Annotated in this window: 16 protein-coding genes; 2 read left to right on the forward strand and 14 right to left on the reverse strand. The window is 56.5% G+C overall.

From position 1 onward, the window contains the following. Positions 1–16: 16 nt before the first annotated feature. The 7 genes from ACGK9W_RS08555 to ACGK9W_RS08585 all read right to left on the reverse strand — a co-directional run bounded on the left by ACGK9W_RS08555 (position 17) and on the right by ACGK9W_RS08585 (position 7,514). Positions 17–1,102, reverse strand: coding sequence for an amino acid ABC transporter permease (locus tag ACGK9W_RS08555; protein WP_273070930.1), 1,086 nt, complete (start codon positions 1,100–1,102; stop codon positions 17–19). Continuing rightward, complete coding sequence (locus tag ACGK9W_RS08560; RefSeq protein WP_008175007.1) at positions 1,102–2,289, reverse strand: amino acid ABC transporter permease; 1,188 nt, start codon at positions 2,287–2,289, stop codon at positions 1,102–1,104. Before ACGK9W_RS08560 ends, ACGK9W_RS08555 begins: the two co-directional genes overlap by 1 nt. 90 nt (positions 2,290–2,379) lie before the next feature. After that, positions 2,380–3,405, reverse strand: a complete 1,026-nt coding sequence (locus tag ACGK9W_RS08565) for an amino acid ABC transporter substrate-binding protein (protein ID WP_008175006.1) — start codon at positions 3,403–3,405, stop codon at positions 2,380–2,382. A 261-nt stretch (positions 3,406–3,666) separates the two neighbouring features. Beyond that, complete coding sequence (locus ACGK9W_RS08570) at positions 3,667–4,554, reverse strand: hypothetical protein (RefSeq protein WP_008175005.1); 888 nt, start codon at positions 4,552–4,554, stop codon at positions 3,667–3,669. Between the two features lie 33 nt (positions 4,555–4,587). Beyond that, complete coding sequence (locus tag ACGK9W_RS08575; RefSeq protein WP_008175004.1) at positions 4,588–4,980, reverse strand: thioesterase family protein; 393 nt, start codon at positions 4,978–4,980, stop codon at positions 4,588–4,590. A 68-nt stretch (positions 4,981–5,048) separates the two neighbouring features. Continuing rightward, positions 5,049–6,629, reverse strand: coding sequence for a PQQ-dependent sugar dehydrogenase (locus ACGK9W_RS08580; protein WP_008175002.1), 1,581 nt, complete (start codon positions 6,627–6,629; stop codon positions 5,049–5,051). A 114-nt stretch (positions 6,630–6,743) separates the two neighbouring features. Further along, a complete protein-coding gene (locus ACGK9W_RS08585; protein ID WP_008174999.1) occupies positions 6,744–7,514 on the reverse strand; it encodes a ferredoxin--NADP reductase in 771 nt (256 codons plus the stop codon). A 145-nt stretch (positions 7,515–7,659) separates the two neighbouring features. Between ACGK9W_RS08585 and ACGK9W_RS08590 the strand changes: the two genes are divergently transcribed. Then, entirely contained in the window at positions 7,660–8,544 is an 885-nt protein-coding gene (locus ACGK9W_RS08590; RefSeq protein WP_008174997.1) for a LysR family transcriptional regulator, read from the forward strand. Here ACGK9W_RS08590 and ACGK9W_RS08595 read toward each other — a convergent pair. Further along, complete coding sequence (locus ACGK9W_RS08595; protein WP_008174995.1) at positions 8,536–9,144, reverse strand: tRNA-(ms[2]io[6]A)-hydroxylase; 609 nt, start codon at positions 9,142–9,144, stop codon at positions 8,536–8,538. The two genes, ACGK9W_RS08590 and ACGK9W_RS08595, sit on opposite strands and share 9 nt — an antisense overlap. 256 nt (positions 9,145–9,400) lie before the next feature. Between ACGK9W_RS08595 and ACGK9W_RS08600 the strand changes: the two genes are divergently transcribed. Next, positions 9,401–11,995 (forward strand): bifunctional aconitate hydratase 2/2-methylisocitrate dehydratase, encoded by a 2,595-nt coding sequence (locus tag ACGK9W_RS08600; RefSeq protein WP_008174993.1) that lies wholly within the window; start codon positions 9,401–9,403, stop codon positions 11,993–11,995. Positions 11,996–12,069: 74 nt separating this feature from the next. Here ACGK9W_RS08600 and ACGK9W_RS08605 read toward each other — a convergent pair whose 3' ends face one another. From ACGK9W_RS08605 to ACGK9W_RS08630, 6 genes are all read right to left on the reverse strand, one after another. After that, positions 12,070–13,062 (reverse strand): zinc-dependent alcohol dehydrogenase family protein, encoded by a 993-nt coding sequence (locus ACGK9W_RS08605; protein WP_008174991.1) that lies wholly within the window; start codon positions 13,060–13,062, stop codon positions 12,070–12,072. A 26-nt stretch (positions 13,063–13,088) separates the two neighbouring features. Beyond that, positions 13,089–13,835, reverse strand: coding sequence for a sulfite exporter TauE/SafE family protein (locus tag ACGK9W_RS08610; protein WP_008174989.1), 747 nt, complete (start codon positions 13,833–13,835; stop codon positions 13,089–13,091). A gap of 13 nt (positions 13,836–13,848) precedes the next feature. Further along, a complete protein-coding gene (locus ACGK9W_RS08615; protein WP_008174987.1) occupies positions 13,849–15,996 on the reverse strand; it encodes a TRAP transporter permease in 2,148 nt (715 codons plus the stop codon). Positions 15,997–15,998: 2 nt separating this feature from the next. Continuing rightward, positions 15,999–17,006 (reverse strand): TAXI family TRAP transporter solute-binding subunit, encoded by a 1,008-nt coding sequence (locus tag ACGK9W_RS08620; protein WP_008174985.1) that lies wholly within the window; start codon positions 17,004–17,006, stop codon positions 15,999–16,001. Between the two features lie 251 nt (positions 17,007–17,257). Beyond that, on the reverse strand, positions 17,258–18,748 hold the full coding sequence (putP, locus tag ACGK9W_RS08625) for a sodium/proline symporter PutP (protein ID WP_008174984.1): 1,491 nt from the start codon (positions 18,746–18,748) through the stop codon (positions 17,258–17,260). Between the two features lie 300 nt (positions 18,749–19,048). Next, positions 19,049–19,828 carry an AraC family transcriptional regulator gene (locus tag ACGK9W_RS08630; RefSeq protein WP_008174983.1) on the reverse strand — a complete coding sequence of 260 codons (780 nt, stop codon included), beginning with the start codon at positions 19,826–19,828 and terminating at the stop codon, positions 19,049–19,051. Positions 19,829–19,873 lie beyond the last annotated feature (45 nt).

Consider the following 19,873-nt stretch of genomic DNA (forward strand, 5'->3'; position numbering starts at 1 on the left):
GTCATAGGATTACCCGTCAGGTCTTATGACCAGTGTCTAGTTTTCGTTCAAGGTTCTGGCTGTATCTGGAGATGCCGAAGCAGAAGACCCAGAAACAGAACGCCACAAATACATAGCCCTCAATGGCAACATTCTGCCAGGCCGGATCGGTAACCGTGGACTGGACTGTGCCGAGGATATCGAAGAGGCCGATAATCAACACCAGCGTGGTGTCCTTGAACAGGGAAATGAAGGTGTTCACGATACCCGGAATAACCATCTTCAGAGCCTGCGGCAGGATGACCAGCCCCATTTTGCGCCAGTATCCCAGCCCCAGAGCATCGGCAGCCTCATACTGGCCCCGGGGAATGGCCTGCAGGCCACCGCGAATCACTTCCGCCATGTAAGCGGACTGCCACAGGGTTATACCAATCAGCGCCCGGGCCAGTTTCTCGAAGTTCACACCTTCCGGGAGAAACAGCGGCAGCATCACCGAAGCCATGAACAGAACCGTGATCAACGGAACCGCCCGCCATACCTCGATAAAGACCACACAGATCCCGCGGATGATCGGCATCTCGGAGCGACGACCCAGCGCCAGCAATATGCCAATGGGCAACGACGCAATAATCCCGATGTAAGCCAGGATCAGGGTCAGCATCAGGCCGCCCCATTTCGAGCTCTGCACTTCTTCCAGGCCGAAACTGCCTCCGGGAATCAGGAAGTAGCCAACAATGGGCAAACCAAAGATACCGAACAGCCCGAGCCACTTGCGGCCGGGGAACCGCTCGATGAACTGGGGTACAAAGGAAACCGCCAGCAGCAGGAACATCACGTCGACCCGCCACTGCAGTTCATCCGGGTAGAATCCGTAGATAAAGAAATTCAGACGCTGGCTGATAAACAGCCAGCAGGCACCCGCTCCCGTACAGGCGCTCGGATCACTGCCAACAAAGTTGGCGTCGAGGAAAAACCAGTTGAGCAAAGGCCCTACACTGGTCATCAGCAGATAGGCCACACCCAGCGTCAATACCGTGTTGAACCAGCCGGAGAACAGGTTCTCCCGCATCCACTTGACCGGACGGAGCGCCTTCTTGGGTGCTTTCATGGTTGACTCGGTCATCATCGCTCCTTAATGGCCACAGCCCGGTTGTAAATATTCATGAACAACGAGATCAGCAGACTGATGGTCAGATATACCGCCATGGTAATGGCGACAACCTCGACGGCCTGCCCCGTCTGATTCAGCGTGGTGCCCATGAAGACCGCCACGAGGTCCGGGTAACCGATGGCCGTTGCCAGGGAGGAGTTTTTCACCAGATTCAGATACTGACTGGTGAGCGGCGGAATGATGACCCGCATGGCCTGCGGTATCACCACCAACCTGAGGGTAAGACCATTGGGCAGCCCCAAAGCCTTGGAGGCCTCGGTTTGTCCCTTGCTGACCGACAGAATACCGGAGCGCACGATTTCAGCGATGAAGCTGGCGGTGTACAGCGACAGTGCAATCCACAGAGCCGCCAACTCCGGAATGATGGTAATTCCCCCGCCAAAGTTGAAGCCCCTGAGCGCTGGCAAATCCCACTCAAGAGGCCGACCGGCCACGAGATAAGAGATTATCGGTACCAGCACCAGAATTGCCACGCCGACCTTGAAGGTCGGGAAGATCTGTCCGGTCGCCAACTGGCGTTTTTTCGCCCATATCCGAATCCCGACGACGGCAGCGATGGCAAGCAGAATACCGCCCCAGACAATTCCGAAACCCTCCTGGGTCACTGGATCTGGCAGGTAAAGGCCCCGGTTGTTCAGGAACAGCGCTCCACCGACATCAACACTCTGGCGTGGTGACGGAAGATTGCTGAGTACGGCAAAGTACCAGAAGAAAATCTGCAGAAGCAGCGGTATGTTGCGGATCACTTCGATGTAAACCAGCGCCATTTTGGCCACAAGCCAGTTACTCGAGAGTCGCGCAACACCAATGATGAAACCGAGAATGGTGGCGGCAACGACACCCATCGCGGAAACAAGCAATGTATTGGTTAGACCAACCCAGAAGGTTCGGCCATAAGACATGGTTGCATCATAAGGCACCAGATTCATGATGATGCCGAACCCGGCGGTTTCACCGAGAAAACCGAAACCGGTGCTGATGCCACGGCTTTCCATGTTGGAAAGCGTGTTATCGACGAGAATCCATCCGCCCCAGAACACGAGGGCAATGGCTATCGCCTGAAAGAAGAGTGAGCGGACCCGGGGGTCGTACCAGGGCTTGGGCCCTGCAGGTCGGGTATCGATTGTTTGTTTTTTCATGGATTGTCCTGAAGAGCTTCCCTGTGGTTTACAGCATCAGAGATAACGGCGAAGCCTCCCACAGGAGACTTCGCCGTATGCCTTCAGGTCTTAACGGACCGGCGGCGCATACATGATACCGCCTTCAGTCCAGAGCGCGTTGATTCCGCGATCCAGTCCCAGCGGGGTATCCGGTCCTACGTTGCGGTCATACATTTCACCGTAGTTGCCAACCAGTTTCACGGCCTGATAACCGAAGTCATCCGGCAGTCCAAGCTTGGCACCCATGTCGCCATCGGTACCCAGCAGGCGCTGGATATTCGGGTTGTCGGACTTCAGCATGTCGTCGGCATTGGCGCTGGTCACGCCCAACTCTTCGGCGTTGATCTGCACGGAGAGCACCCACTTGACGATGTTGAACCACTGATCGTCACCCTGGCGAACAACCGGGCCCAGGGGCTCCTTGGAAATGGTGTTCGGCAGGATCTTGGCTGAACTCGGATCGGACAGCTTCGAGCGGAGCGCCGCCAGCTGCGAACGGTCGGAGGTCAGAACGTCGCAACGACCCGCCGCAAAGCCCTGAACGGTTTGCTCAGAGGTGTCGAACACGATCGGCTTGAATTCCATGCCCTTGGCGCGGAAGTAATCCGACAGGTTCAGCTCGGTGGTAGTACCGGCCTGGATACAGATGGTGGCACCGTCCAGCTGGGTGGCATCGTCCACACCGATACCCTTGTTGATCAAAAAGCCCTGACCATCGTAATAATTCACGCCGGCAAAGTTCAGGCCCAGGGACGCATCGCGGGTCAGTGTCCAGGTGGTGTTACGGGAGAGCATGTCGATTTCACCCGACTGCAGGGCGGTGAAACGCTCCTTTGCAGTCAGTGGAGTAAACTCAACCGCGTTTGCGTCACCGAAGATGGCTGCAGCAACCGCGCGGCAGGTATCCACGTCGATACCGGTCCAGTTACCTTTTTCATCAGGCTGCGAGAAGCCAGGCAAACCGCTGGTCACGCCGCACTGGAGGTGACCTTTCTCCTTGACGTTCTCCAGAGTTGTAGCTGCCATGGCACCAGTGGCCGAGAACGTACCTACGGCCAGAGCAATCCCCAGGGCAATCGATTTCGTCTTTCTCATTGTCTTTTCTCCGAACATCAGTTGGTTTTATCGCGACGAGTGTAATCAGCAATTTGCAAGCCACTCGGCGTAAGCCGATGATTTATATTATTTTTATCAATCACCGGTGCGTTTCAGGCGAATCTGGAACGAAGTAATACCATTTCATGCACCAGTTCGGCGCTTTCGCTCCAACCCCATGCGCCAAAAAAAGGCAGACCAAGGGCCGCGCCTATTAAAAGTAGAACAAGGTTCGGGAAATGAACTAGTTTTTATGCAAAATTATTTCGAAATTTTGAAGACTGGGGGCTCTGCGTAGGTCTCGAGGCGCTTCCGCCACCCCGGCAGCCAGCGCTCCCGCTCGATGGGATTCTCCGCGTTTGCTGCCCGTCGCGTCAGAACGGTGTCAGCTGCTTCCCTGAATTTAACAAGGGCGCTCTGATCTGGTGATTCAGACATTTCCAAAAGCACCTGCAGCAGCCCCCAGCCCTGGCCCTCATAGCGCTCCGTAGGCGAAAGCCCCTCGCCCTTGAAATTCACATAGTCGATGATGGCGTAAACGCCACCGGGCGTCTGGCTCAAGGACTCCAGCCTGGCAGCGATCTCTGGCTTTTGATCATCCGGGGCTGCCTCAATAATCTTTCCAAGCGATTTCCTGGCGCGACGGAATATGAATTCAGCCTGGATCCCCTGGGTACCCGCCAGAAACTCTCGCAGCTCTGCTACTCGTGGTGAATCGTCTACAGCCAGAAAGTCTGCTTTTTCGCGCCAGGGAGCGTCAAAAGGCTCGAGCGCTCTCAACCATTCGGGAATATTGACCTGACGCTGTTCCATGTATTCCATAAGGGCCGGAAAACTTTCCACGAATCGCCCTTCAACGCCCTCCGGATACCAGATGAAGTGACCGATACCCAATGACGGAAACGCCTCGCCGTCGTTCCAGTGGACCAGACACTGAAAACGCCCTGCGCACTCGTTCCGGAAAATCTGTTGGCCTACCCAGTCCAGCTGAGCGGAGGTCAGTGCCAGCGAGACATCGACATCCGGGCCAGTCGGTGAAGTAAGTTGTTGGCCATCGGATTCGGGCGCGTTATCCACATTAGTGGAATCACAACCAGTTACCACCAAAACACTCATCAGAGAGATCAATACAAGGTATTTACCAAACACCAGCGCCTCCGGGAAAGTCAGAATTGTGCGCGATCACGCTACCGCATGTTCTGCCAGCCTGGCTTTTATGTCATCCGGAATCGGCAGTGCCTTCTCGATTTCGTAATCAAAGTGAATTAACACTGCAACACCCCGGGCAATCTGCTTGTCGCCCTGCCAGGCTTCCTGAATCACATGAAACGAGGAATTGCCGATCTTACCGATGCCTGTTTTGATCTTGACCGGAATATGCCAGTAGCTCTGTGCCATCAGATCAATCTCAAGTCGTGCAATGATCAGCGGCCAGGTCTCGGCTTCAAGGGTCGGGTGAAAAATACGGAAAACCGGCGTCCTGGCCTGCTCGAACCAGACCGGTAGAGTGGTATTGCTGATATGCCCGAGGGCATCGGTATCGCTGAAACGTGGTTCCAGTTCCAGATAAAACATAGCGGCTTCCCTCTTTCTGAAAACCGCCTACTATACACCGGCCGGGCCTAAAGACCCCAGAGCCGAGACTAAGGCAGGATACGCAGAATCCGTCCATCCGCACTGTCAGTGAGCAGATACACCGCCCCATCAGGCCCGGTAGCCACGTCCCGGATCCGTTCGCCCATTGCTTCGAACAGACTCTCTACGTCGCTTGCATGGCCAGCTTCCAGCGTGACGCGGTGAACGCTTTTATCAGCAAGGGCGCCGACCAGGAGGTTTCCCTGCCAGTCCGGAAACAGCTCACCCCGATAGCGGGTCATGCCTGAAGGGGCAATTGAAGGGGTCCAGTGCAACAACGGTTGCTCCATACCTTCCCGCTCAACAAAGGGCGTGATCATGGCGCCGGTGTAATCGATGCCGTGCGTGATCACGGGCCAGCCATAGTTGTGTCCCGGCTCGATAATATTTATCTCATCACCGCCGCGGGGGCCATGTTCATGAGCAATCAAGACGTTTTCGACGGAATCAAACACCAGCCCCTGAACGTTCCGGTGCCCGTAACTGTATATTTCCGGCAGAGCGCCTTCCCTGCCAACGAAGGGGTTGTCGGCGGGAACACTGCCATCCGGGTTCAGCCTCACGATCTTGCCCAGATGACTGGACAGGTTCTGCGCCTGCTCCCGATAGTCAAATCCGTCTCCCAGCGTCACGATCAGCGTACCATCCGGAAGCCAGGCCATTCGGCCACCGTAGTGGGCGCTGCCTTCCTTGGCCGGCTTGGCACGGAATATCTCGACAACCTCCGTCAAGGCCTCCGCCTGCAACTGACCACGGGCCACGCACAGGTGATTCGCAGAGGCCGTCCCGCAAGCGTAGGCGAGAAAGACCAGTTGGTTATTCTCAAAGTCCGGCGACAACAGCACACCGAACAGACCTGCCTGAGCATCATTGAAAACCGGCGGAACTCCGGTAATCGGCGCCTGGCCGAGCTCCCACTCCTCTGAAATCATCCGCAACCGCCCTGCCCGCTCCGTCACAAGGGCGCCACCACCGGGAAGAAACGCCAGGGACCAGGGATGCTCCAGCCCGGAAGTCAACGTCTCGACGGTGTAGTCGCTCAAGGACTGGGCCTGTGTCGGACCTGGCAGCGCCCCGAGGCCAACCGCCAGGCAAATGGCCAGCAGGGTTCCTGAGGCGTGGCTACTGACCCCGGTGGCAGGCCTGGCAGTAAGTCTGGCGAACAGGGCTCCGGCAAATGCGGCGGTTAACAGCATGGCAAGCAGACCTCCCCCGGTTCGGGTCGCCGCAATCAGGGTTGGCATGGGAGCCAGGGCATTAACCAACACTAGTGCAACCCACAGCCCGGATGCCCCGGCCAGGGCGAACAGTGGCACCCGAAGTCCGCGCCCCACGAAACGGGAAACGACGGCCGCAGCGCCCTGGGAAATAAGGAAACTGAGTCCAAAGAGGAGCAGGTAGAGCGGCGCAAAAGAGACCAGATCATGCCCGGTGGCAGAAATGCGAGCTTCAAGCCCAACCGCTACACCCATAGCCTGAAGGGCCCACAGATTTAGCTGGGTCTGAACTACGGTGCCAAGAATTACCCCGACCGCCAGTGCCACCAAAAAGCTGATGACGTTTCTCTTCGTTAACTGCCGTCCTGCCATTGCTCCGCCTCCAAAGCCCTTTGCCGTTTATACGACCCATTCTGTCAGATACAAACACAAAAAAGCCGGAGCATCACGCTCCGGCTTTTTTCGAGGCGGATTCAGCCCGCGAGCTCACTGCTCCACGAACGCCCGCTCAATCACGTAATGACCCATATCGCCGCCCCGGGCTTCCTTGAAGCCCATGTTGTTCAGGATGGCGCAGGTGTCCTTCAGCATGCTTGGGCTGCCGCAGATCATGAACCGGTCATTCTCCGGGTCAAAATCCGGCAGGTCCAGATCACGGGTGATTTTGCCGGTCTCCATGGCATCGGTCAGCCTCCCCTGGTTGCGGAAGTCTTCCCGCGTCACAGTCGGATAGTAAACCAGCTTGCCCTGGACCATTTCGCCGAAGTATTCGTTCTCCGGCAGCTCTTCGATCTCCTTCTGATAAGCCAGCTCGGAGACGTAACGCACGCCATGGGTCAGAATAACCTTGTCGAACGCTTCGTAAACTTCCGGATCCTTGATGATGCTCATGAAGGGCGCCAAACCGGTGCCGGTGCTGATCAGCCACAGATTCTTTCCGGGCAGAAGGTTGTCCAGAATCAGCGTCCCTGTCGGCTTGCGGCTCACCAGAATTTCGTCACCTACCTGGATTTTCTGAAGGCGGGAGGTCAGTGGGCCGTCCTGGACCTTGATCGAGAAGAACTCAAGCTCTTCCTCGTAATTGGCACTGGCGATACTGTAAGCGCGCATCAAAGGCTTACCCTCGGTCTCCAGGCCGATCATGACAAAGTGCCCGTTCTTGAAACGGAAGCCCGGATCACGGCTTGTGGTAAAGCTGAACAGGGTATCGTTCCAGTGATGGACGCTGGTAACTTTCTCTTTAATCAGGTTGCTCATGTAAACCTCTTGCCTGTTCGTTACGCTTTCTTACGGCGAATGATTCAATTTTGGATTGCGCTAAGTCTAACCCGACACTAACCTATCGGGAAAATGGGATATTCTCATAACCTTATTCGAGTGAGCCGATTAAGAGCGAAAAGTTATGAAGTACAGTTTTCGACAGCTGGAAGTTTTCCTGGCAGCCGCCCATTTCCAGAACATTACCCGTGCTGCCGAATCGCTGGCCATGTCGCAATCGGCAGCCAGCAGTGCGCTGAAAGAACTGGAAAACCAGTTCGACATCCAGCTGTTCGACCGCGTTGGCAAACGGCTCCAGTTAAACGAGCTGGGGCGGCTTTACCGCCCCAAGGTGGAGGCCGTCCTTGCCCAGGCCAATGAGCTGGAACAGGCCTTCAGCAAACACACGGAGGTGGGCGCCCTGAAAGTCGGGGCCACCCTGACTATCGGGAACTATTTGGCCGTGGGGGTCATGGCCCAATACATGAATACCCCTACCCATCCCAGAGTCTCCCTCGAAGTCGCCAATACCAGCACCATCGCAAGACGAGTGAGGGACTTCGAGCTGGATATTGGTTTGATCGAGGGGGAATTGCAGTCTTCAGAACTGGATGTATTGCCCTGGCGGGGAGATGAGTTGGTGGTGTTCTGTTCACCCACCCATCCACTGGCCCAAAAAACATCACTGACGGATGAAGACCTGCGCACCGCCACCTGGATCATGCGTGAGCAGGGGTCAGGAACCCGCCAGAGTTTTGAGCGGGGCATGCACGGCCTGTTGCCGGATCTGAATGTGCTGCTGGAGCTGGAACACACCGAGGCCATAAAACGGGCAGTGGAAGCCGACCTGGGCATTGGCTGCCTTTCGGAAGTGGTGCTGGCCGACGCGTTCAAGCGCGGAAGTCTGGTGCCACTGACGGTACCGGAACACCGTCAGTTTGATCGGCAGTTCTATTTCATCCTGCACAAGCAGAAATACCGTAGCGCCGGAATTGATGCCTGGATAGAGCTTTGTCGGCAGTTACGCTGAGATGGGCCCGCTGTGAAAGCGAAACTCCTGATCCGGATCTTCAATCAACGCCCGCTCCAGGGCCAGAAAATCCTCCGCACGGGCCGCGATCGGTTCACCAGCGGCCTGCTCGGCCAGAGTCAAGTAGTCCTGGTAATGCCGGGCTTCGGACTTCAGCAAACTGGTGTAGAAATCCGCCAGCTTCTCATCCAGGAACGGAGCGAGCGCGGCAAACCGTTCACAGGAGCGCGCCTCGATAATGGCGCCCACAATCAACACATCCACCAGGCGGCCAGGATCTTCTGACCGGACTTCCTGTCTTAATCCTGCCGCGTATCGGGCCGGGGTAAGATGGCAATAGTCCACGCCGCGCTTTTTCATAATCGCGAGCACCTGCTCGAAATGCCGGAGCTCCTCACGGGCCAGCCGGGACATCTTGTTCAGCAGGTCGGTGTTGTCAACGTACCGGTACATCAGGCTGAGCGCGGTGGAGGCGGCCTTCTTTTCGCAATGGGCGTGATCGATCAGCATCAGGTCCTGGTTCGCCAGGGCATTGTCGATCCATTGCTGAGGGGTCCGGCACGGCAGGAAGTTGTGAATCTCTTGCAGGGCGTCGTTCATGGTTGAATACAGTTGTTGATTTGCGGGCGGCGAGTATAGCGCACTTAACAGATTCCTCCGACCTCTGTCCAACTTAACTTTATAAGGGGTTTCCTATAGAATGCAGCGCCAGATAAAGGAGTCTCTGAATAAACCCTGAAACCCCATCGGTGATTTGAGGCATTATTCAGAGGCTCCTGCGGCCTTTCCGCCAAAACCTCCCGCCAAGGCATGAAGCCAACGGCGCGGGACATTCCAACTGATGAGGGTCCATATCGTGTTAGAAGCCTATCGTGAACACGTTGCCGAACGTGAAGCCCTGGGTATTCCTCCCAAGCCCCTGAACGCCGAGCAGACTGCTGCTCTGGTCGATCTGCTGAAAAACCCGCCGGCCGGCGAGGAAGACACCCTGGTGTATCTCCTGGAAAACCGCGTACCGCCGGGTGTCGACGAAGCCGCCTACGTAAAGGCCGCGTTCCTGACTGCTATCGTAAAAGGCGAAGCCTCCTCTCCGCTGCTGGACAAGCCGACAGCAGTCAAGCTGCTGGGCATGATGCAGGGTGGCTATAACATTGCGACCCTGGTTGATCTTCTGGACGACTCCGAGCTGGCTGAGCTGGCCGGTGAGCAGCTGAAGCGCACCCTGCTGATGTTCGACGCCTTCAACGACGTGAAGGAAAAGATGGACGCTGGCAATCCGGTTGCCAAGGCAGTTATCGAATCCTGGGCCAACGGCGAGTGGTTCACCAATAAGAAGAAGGTACCAGAGAGCACCAAGATGGTGGTGTTCAAGGTCACTGGCGAAACCAACACCGACGACCTGTCTCCGGCTCCGGATGCCTGGTCCCGTCCGGACATCCCGCTGCATGCCCGCGCTGCCTACAAAATGGAACGCGACGGCCTGAAGCCGGAAGAGCCCGGCGTTACCGGTCCCATGAGCCAGATCGACGAGATCAAGTCCAAAGGCCTGCCTGTAGCCTTCGTAGGTGATGTTGTCGGTACCGGTTCCTCCCGTAAGTCGGCCACCAACTCCGTTCTGTGGTTCTTCGGTGACGACATTCCGGGCGTGCCGAACAAGCGTGCCGGCGGTGTCTGCATCGGTAACAAGGTCGCTCCCATCTTCTTCAACACCATGGAAGATGCCGGTGCCCTGGTGTTCGAAGCCCCCGTCGACGACATGAACATGGGCGATGTTATCGAGATCCGCCCGTATGACGGCAAGATCCTGAACGAGGCCGGCGAGACTATCTCCGAGTTCAAGTTCAAGTCTGATGTGATCCTGGACGAAGTTCAGGCCGGCGGCCGTATCCCGCTGATCATCGGCCGTGGCCTGACTGCCAAGGCCCGCACAGCACTGGGCATGGGCGCGACCGACCTGTTCCGCTTGCCAAAAGATCCCGAAGCCGGCACCAAAGGCTTCACCCTGGCCCAGAAGATGGTTGGCAAGGCCTGTGGCCTGGAAGAAGGCAAAGGCGTTCGTCCGAACACCTACTGCGAGCCGCACATGACCACCGTAGGCTCCCAGGACACCACCGGTCCGATGACCCGGGACGAACTCAAAGACTTGGCGTGTCTTGGCTTCCAGGCTGACCTGGTTATGCAGTCTTTCTGCCACACCGCTGCCTACCCGAAGCCGGTTGACGTGGAAATGCAGCACACCATGCCGGACTTTATCCGTACCCGCGGCGGTGTTTCACTGCGCCCGGGCGACGGCATCATCCACTCCTGGCTGAACCGCATGCTGCTGCCGGACACCGTGGGCACCGGTGGTGACTCCCACACCCGTTTCCCGATGGGCATCTCCTTCCCGGCCGGTTCCGGTCTGGTAGCGTTTGCCGCGGCGACCGGCGTTATGCCTCTGGACATGCCGGAATCCGTTCTGGTTCGCTTCAAGGGCGAAATGCAGCCCGGCATCACCCTGCGCGATCTGGTACACGCCATCCCGCTGTACGGCATCAAGCAAGGCATGCTGACCGTTGAGAAGAAAGGCAAGATCAACGAATTCTCCGGCCGCATCCTGGAAATTGAAGGCCTTGAGCACCTGACCGTTGAGCAGGCGTTCGAGTTGTCTGACGCTTCCGCCGAGCGTTCCGCCGCGGGTTGTACCATCAACCTGTCTGAAGACTCCGTGGCCGAGTACCTGCGTTCCAACATCACCATGTTGCGCTGGATGATTGCCGAGGGTTACGGCGATCCGCGTACCCTGGAGCGTCGTGCCCAGCAGATGGAAGAGTGGCTGGCTGATCCGAAGCTCATGCGTGCCGACAAAGATGCCGAGTATGCACACGTCATCGAAATCGATCTGGCTGACATCAAAGAGCCGATCGTATGCTGCCCGAATGATCCGGACGATGCCAAGTTCCTGTCCGAAGTGGCTGGCGACAAGGTTGACGAAGTATTCATTGGCTCCTGCATGACCAACATCGGTCACTTCCGCGCCGCCGGCAAACTGCTTGAGCAGCACAAAGGCCCGCTGAGCACGCGTCTGTGGATGTCGCCGCCGACCAAGATGGATCAGGCGCAGCTGATGGAAGAAGGTTACTTCAACACCTACGGCACCGCCGGTGTTCGCACCGAGATGCCGGGCTGCTCCCTGTGCATGGGTAACCAGGCACGCGTAGCTCCGAAGTCGACGGTACTGTCCACTTCCACCCGTAACTTCCCGAACCGCCTCGGCGATGGTGCCAACGTGTACCTGACGTCTGCGGAACTGGCGGCTGTGGGTGCGGTTCTGGGCAAACTCCCCTCCCCTGCGGAGTACATGGAGTACGCGAAGGACCTGAACAGCATGTCGAAAGAGATCTACAAGTATCTCAACTTCGACCAGATGGAGAACTACACCAAGAAGGCTGCTGAGGCGAATGTCGCCTGAGCATCAAGCCTTTACGGTAATCTCCACGAAAAACGCCAGCCCTCGGGCTGGCGTTTTTTTATGCCCCGAAAAGCTTATCGCTCAAGCAGGATTTTGCCGACAGCCTCACCCGACTCAATACGACGATGCGCGTCACTGATCTGGGTGAACTTGTAGCGTTGAGTATCCAGCAACGGTTTGACCTTGCCCTGCTCCAGCATGTCACACAATGCCTTCACCAATCGTGGCTGATCGTCCATGCCGATCCCGTGTAATAGCGAAATCGAACGGAAGATCACGTGCAGGGTCAGACTCTTGGCGTGCATCTGACTGAGATCATGGGTTGACCGGGTATTGATTGAGCACAGGCGACCATTCACTGCCGCGGCCTCAATGGACTTGTCCACGTTTCCACCACCGACGGTATCGAACACCAGGCTGAAGCCCTTGCCGTTTGTCAGGCGCTGCTTGTAGTCCTCTACCGACTCATCCCGGTAAAAGATAATGTCGTCGGCACCCAGTGCCCGCGCCTGCTCCGCTTTCGCTTCGTTTGAGACGGTGGTGGCGACCCGGGCACCCAGGTATTTGGCAATCTGGATGGCAACGTGGCCGACGCCACCGGTGCCGGCATGAATCAGCACATGCTCACCGGGCTGAATCCCCGCCCGATCGACCAGGGCGCTCCAGGCAGTCAGGAACACCAGCGGCAATGCCGCACAATCAGCCAGAGGCAATTCCATGGCCGGAGTACGCTTACCCAGCAATCGAACATCGGCGATCATGAAATCTGCCAGCGCGCCCTGCCAGCCCCCGACGCCACCGGCGCATCCAAACACTTCATCGCCTTCGGCAAAGCCGGCCACACCGGGGCCAACCTTATCCACCACTCCCGAGACGTCACCATTCAGGATCGCGGGCATTGCCGGGCCGGTTTTCACCAGCCCTGAACGAATTTTGGTTTCGAGCGGGTTCACACTGGAAGCCACCACCCTGATGCGAACCTGACCTTCATCAGGCTCTGGTGTGTCCACTTCCCGCTCAACGAACACATCCGGCCCGCCAAACTCTTCAATGACCATTGCTTTCATTTTTTCTATACCTCCTCAAATCATGATCAGTACAGGATCAGTCGAACCAGAATAGCCGCCACCATTATCAGGGTTATTCCCTTGACCCAGCGCGCGCCCTGCTTGCTCATGTTTACCCGGGTTGCTATAAAGGCACCGGTGACATTGCCAAGAGCCAGGGTCAGCCCGACACTCCAGCGCACCTGATCGTTGATAGCGAATACCACCAGCGCGGCAAAGGTAAAGGGCAGCACGATGGAAACCTTGAGCACGTTCACCTGCCTCAGGTCGATTTTCAGCATGTGGTAAAGCACCACGATGAACAGCACACCAACGCCGACCTGTATAAACCCGCCGTACATGCCAACCACAAACATCGCCAGGTAGATGCCCGGACTCAGCCGGTCTGTGGTCAGGGGGCGGGTATTCAGTGAGGGCTGAGGTAACAGCATGAATACCGAGGCACCGATCATGGCCGACACCAGGACGACCTCGAACACCGCGTCTGACACCCAGGTCGCAACCCAGGCGCCCAGGAGCGAACCGAGAATTGCCGGCACAGCAAGGTGCAGACTGACCATCAGGTTGCCATGCCCCATGCGGTAGAAACTGCCCACCGCAGTGATGCTCTGCAACGTAATGGCCACCCGATTGGTACCGTTGGCCACCTGCGGCGGCAACCCCAGGAACATAAGCAACGGGAGGGTCAGCATGGACCCTCCCGCGGACAACACGTTAATGAAGCCGGCAATGCCACCCAGCGCTAACAGAGCCAGGATCTCAAACAGTGTCATCGTCAGGGTCCTGTCATGCAGCTGCTGGCGTGGCCATCCGGCGGCCCTGGCGGCTACTCCACACGAACGCAAAGACAAAGATCACCAGGCCAGCGCCATCCAGCAGCACCTGGCCATGGGGCCAGAGCATCAACAAACCGATGGGGAACATCAGCAGACGCACCACTGGATTCAGCGGATGCTCAAGGTATCCTTCAAGCCCCGCTACGATGGCGTAAACGCCGAATAACGCGAAGCAGAACACCTGAATCATTTCGGTGAAGTTCCCGGTAATCAACGGTGAGTAGGCGAACAGTAGCGGCACTATGTAAAGGCCCTTGGCCAACTTCCAGGCGGTAAAGCCGGTCCGCATCTGTGGTGTGCCGGCAATCGCCGCCGCGGCGAAGGCCGTGAGACAGACCGGCGGTGTCACGTTGGAGTCCTGGGATAACCAGAAGATCACCATATGCGCCGCCACCAGGGTTATCGACAGGGTTGCCGGTGACAGTGCCTGCTCAAGCAGCTGACTGCTGAAGGTGTCCGGAACGGAGGCCAGCAGTTGCTGCGCCGTAGCCGTGTCCATGGGCGCATTCAGCAACTCCATTTTATCGGGTGCTACCAGCATGAAGATGGACTTGGCCTGCTCCGGGAGGTTGCCACTCACAAGCAGGTCCAGCAGCTGACTCTGTGCAATCAGGTTGTAGATAGCCGGCGCGGAGAGTGTGGCGAGCACGATATAAGCTGCCGTTACCGGCAGGCCCATACCAAGGATGAGCGACGCCAGGGCGACCAGCAGGATGGTGATCAACAGGCTGCCACCGGCCCAGTCAGTAATCATGATTGAAAAAGTATTGCCGATCCCGGTAGTGGACACCACCATCACTATCAGCCCCACAGTGATCAGCAGAATCGCTGTTGTGGTGATATTGCGGGCACCCATCACCAGGGCGTCCAGAATGTCCCGAGGCCCCATGGGATGCTTCGACAGCCACGAGGCGACGATCACGGAGAGGATGGCTATTCCGGCCGCGTAGGTAGGCGTGAATCCATAAACCAGCGCTGCAACCAACACCACCAAGGGCATCAGAAAATGCCAGCCATCTTTCAGCACCTCTTTCAACGTAGGCGCTTCAGCATCCTCCAGCCGGGTGGCGTGGCTGCGTTTGGCTTCAATACGGACAAACATGGCCACCGAAAGGAAGTAGAGCAGCGCCGGCAATGCGGCGACAGAAATGATCGTGAGATAGGACACCTGCGTATAAGAGGCCATAATAAAGGCCCCCGCGCCCATCACCGGTGGCATCAGCTGACCACCCGTCGAGGCCGCTGCCTCAACCCCTGCAGCAAAACGGGCAGGGAAACCGGCCTTACGCATCAGCGGAATCGTGATCACACCGGTAGATACAGTATTAGCGACACTTGAGCCAGACACCGAACCCATCAGTCCTGAAGAAAATACGGCAACGAATCCCGGGCCGCCAACGAAGCGCCCCGCAGCGCAGCGAGCAAGCTCAATGATAAAGTCTCCGGCACCGGACTTTACCAGGAAGGCCCCAAACAGAATAAACATGAAGACATAGGTCCAGGAGATCCGGGCAATCGACCCAAGCATACCCTGCCCGCCAATGTAGGAGCGAAACAGCACAGTCTCCCAGGTGAGCCCCGGGAAATTAAAAATGCCGTCAACATACTGGCCCCACCAGGCGACATAGGATAACGCCAGAATGCACAGTACCGGGATAAACCAACCCACTGTTCTGCGGCCAAATTCAAGGATCAGCAATACCGCTGCAATCGAGACGATCCAGTCACCGGTACTGAAATTAACGCCTCGCTCATAGAGCGCGTTCTCGAACAGAATCAGGTAAGCGGCACAGGCCATCGCCGCCAGACCAAGAAAAACATCGATGCCAAGCACAGCCCGCTTACCAGCCACTGAGCGAGCCTTGAACATGGGGGTGGTCAACGCACAGATCAGTCCGAAAAGACCAAAGTGCAAAGCTGAGGTCCAGAGCTCTGACAGCGTAGAAACCGTGTTGAAATAGAGGTGTATCAGTGAGGTGAGAATCGCGAGGCCAAAAATCACCGGCCCGAAGAGCCGGTGATCAAGGCGTTCGCCAGCTTCGCTGGCACTTTCATCACGGACCTCGCTGAGAGGCCCGCCTGTTGATTGGTCTGCCACAACTACTCCGCAATCAGCCGTTCTGGAATCTCAATTCCCTGCTCACGGTAAAAACGCGCAGCCCCGGGATGCAGCGGCATCGGCAGACCGGCAATCGCTTTCTCCAGCGCCATGGCCTTGGTTGCCGGATGAATGTTATTCAGAAACGCCAGGTTGGCATAAATTGTCTTGGTGATTTGATACACGTCCTCTTCCGGGACATCCGCTCGGGCCGCCATGATGTTCGGCTGGGCGATAGTATTGATGTCCTTGTCCTGGTTCGGATAGGTACCAGCCGGGATCAGGTAGGGCGTCCAGAGCTCAAAATCACTGTTCACCTCGGCCAGCTGCGCCTCGGTAAAGTCCAGTGTTGTTATTTCGCCACCGAGGTTGGCGTAGGCACGGGTAACCGCAGATGCGGGGACACCGGCCGGAATGTTCATACCATCGATGTTTCCATTCTGCATGGCGTCAGCGCTGGGACCATAGCCGAGATAGGCGATGTCCACCTGCTCCAGATCAATTCCGACCTTGCCCAGGATAAAACGACCGGAACCTTCAGTACCGGAATTCCGGGCTCCAATAGAGAAGCTCTCATCGTAAAGGTTGGTCATATCCGAAATAGTACCGGTCTCAACCACGTTGTTACGGACCACAAAATGCTCAACGTTCTGCCAAAGCATGGAAACCGAGCGCAGATTTTTATAGGCCTGTGGTACTGGCCCTGTGCCGTTCCAGGCGTAGGCGCCGTATAGCCCCTGCAAAATACCGAACTGGATCTGCCCCTCGTCCATCAACTTCAGATTTTCGCCTGATCCGGCTGAACTGATGGCGGACACGGAAATATTGGTCGTTGGTTCCAGTTTTACCTTAACCAACGTGGAAATAGCGACGCCAACCGGATAGTAGGTGCCACCCGTAGTCGCAGTGCCCATTACATAATTACCCTCGGCGTGCACCCCCGAGGAAAAAGAAACCATAGCCGCCGCAAGCAGGCTCAGTGTTGATTTCAGATATCGATTGTTTCTCATAACCCTTTGTCCTTTCGCGATTATTGTTTTCTCAAGCTGGAATCTGACCTTAATTAATGTAGCGGCTCGGACAGAGATCTACCAGCTCAAATCATGAACCATCGCCTATGGTCTAAGTCATTCCAGCTTCCACCAACAGGCCTCCGGCGTCAGATACAACAAACCCCCGCCCTTGAGGCGAGGGTTTGTTGACATCAGCACGACTCGCATAAGCGCCAAACCTGAAGTTCCGGCGCCCAGCTGCTAGCGCCCTAGCGTGTAATGTGCTGATACTCGTTTGCGTCTTCGGTAGCCATACTCACCGCAACAATGGCGATGAAAGCAGCAATAAAGCCAGGAATGATCTCATAAACACCAGGACCACCCATAAACTCACCGTTCCAACCCAGAGAAATCCAGATCATAACCGTAGCTGCACCCACTACCATGCCAGCAATGGCACCGGCACCATTCGTGCGCGGCCACATCAGCGACAGGATAATCAGCGGACCAAAAGCTGCACCGAAGCCGGCCCAGGCATTACTGACAAGGGCCAGAACCTGTGAATTCGGATCGGATGCAATGACCGCGGCAACCAGGCCAACCAGCACCACACACACCCGGCCAATATTGACGCACTCCTTATCGGTTGCTTCCTTGCGCAGGAACAGTCGATAGAAATCTTCAGTCAAAGAAGATGAAGACACCAGCAACTGACTCGAGATGGTGCTCATAACTGCCGCAAGCAGAGCTGCATACAGGAAACCGGTGATCAGCGGATGGAACAGCAGATCGGACAGAATGATGAAGATCGTTTCCGGATCCGCAATATCCATACCGTTACGAACGGCATACGCCCGGCCGAAAACACCCAGCGAGATCGCACCAATCAGGGAGATACCCATCCAGCCCATGCCAATATTACGGGCAATCGGAACATCCTTCAGGGTACGGATGGCCATAAAGCGCACGATAATGTGAGGCTGACCGAAATACCCCAGGCCCCAGGTAACCGCAGACAACCAACCGATGAAGGTCAGGCCTTCCGTCCATGACAGAAGCGTGGGATCGACCGAGTTCAGAGTTTCAGCAGCCTGGCCAAAACCGCCACCGCCTTCTCCGAATAGCACAACCGCGGGCATGATCACCAGTGCCAGCATCATGATGCAGCCCTGCACGAAGTCCGTCATGCTTACTGCCAGGAAACCACCCACAACGGTGTAGGCCAGCACCACGCCCAGCGTAATGACAATACCCACCGCGTAATCACTCAAGCCACCAAAGTTGAAAATACCGGAAAACGCACTTTCAAACAGTTTGCCGCCAGCAACCAGACCGGACGCAGTGTAAACCGCAAAAAAGATGACGATAACGATAGCGGATACCGTTCTCAGCGATAACGCCTGAGTCGGGAAGCGGTTAGCAAGGAAAGACGGAATGGTAATGGCATTCCCATAGTGAACCGTCTGTTCCCGAAGGCGCGGTGCAACCAGCGTCCAGTTGAAAAACGCACCGACAAAGAGGCCAATACCGATCCACGCGGAACCCAGGCCAGATACATACAAAGCTCCGGGAAGACCCAGAAGCAGCCAACCACTCATATCCGAGGCACCCGCCGAAAGGGCGGCCACTTTCGGACTGAGCGCCCGTCCGCCTAGCATGTAATCCTCAGATGATGAGGTAGATCTGCGCATCGCGAATATGCCAATGGCAATCATGAGCGCAAAATATGCAAAGAGACTTATCCAAACACCAATAGCCATAGGGCTCCTCCGGTTTAATGAGTCGGAATCAGGTTCGCTCGCGAAGCACAGAACTGACCTGCCGACAACGCGCTGCACTGTTCTTCTTGTTCACACGAAAATTGTTCCTTATCGGAACGGGATTGTTCAGTGACTCACCTGCGCGGCGTGATCCTCATCTCGGGTTCTTGACGCCAATGCAGTCAGCCATTCAAGCCAGGCTCCCAACCGCTATAAGTTAGTATTACTACGGACGCCAGGCTTACGAAATCCTACGATTCTTTTGCACAATCCTACGGTTGTAGGGCTCAGAACACGGAATCAGGCAGCGTAAGCACCCGCCTGTAGCCTGGACGGCGTGGTTCCCTTGTATTTTCGTAACGCGTTGGTCAAAGCGCTCTGAGATGAGAAGCCGGTTCTGTAACTGATTTCAGATACCGAGAGTGACGTTGAGACAAGAAGTTCAGAGGCCTGCTCCAGACGCGTCTGAAGAAGGAATTGATGGGGCGTTATACCAGCGGCATCCCTGAATACCTCGTGAAAGCGGCTGACACTGAGACAGGCCTTCCCCGCCATTTCCTCAACGGTGATTTTTCGGTGCAGGTTATTGAGGATGTACGATCGAACGACTTCCGGGCTTACGGGGTTCCGATCGGGAGATTGCGTCTGCCCGCCGGCTATCCTGTCGGCCATGCAGTAGAGAATACTGGTAGCCAGGTGCTGCTGGAGCGTTGCGTTCTCTGGCGCGCGATCAAATTCGGTAGCGGTGAACTGGACAAAGCCCTGCAAACGACTGTCCATTTGCAGGGTGCGCGGCTTCTCAAAGACTCGCATCATCCGCTCGTAATCCGCATGGGCCGGAGTGTTAAACGCGGGAGTCAGTGGATCAAGATTAATGACCAGAACATGGTTGGAGTGACTGCCACAAAAATCGTGCTGGGCTTCCGTGGGCACGAAACAGGCTCTCCAGGTATCCAGACGAGCCCCTGTCCCGTCGACACTCAGTTCGGCTTCCCCTCTGACACCGATCACGATCTGATGATGTTCGTGGCGGTGCTGATGCGCTGCGCTGGGGAGTTTTAGAAGTTTTGCGTCGACCATCAAGACTGCCAGTCTTTAATTGAGAATGTACATCAATTAAAGCAG

It is taken from the genome of Marinobacter flavimaris (assembly GCF_045057155.1).
Classification (GTDB): Bacteria; Pseudomonadota; Gammaproteobacteria; order Pseudomonadales; family Oleiphilaceae; genus Marinobacter; species Marinobacter manganoxydans.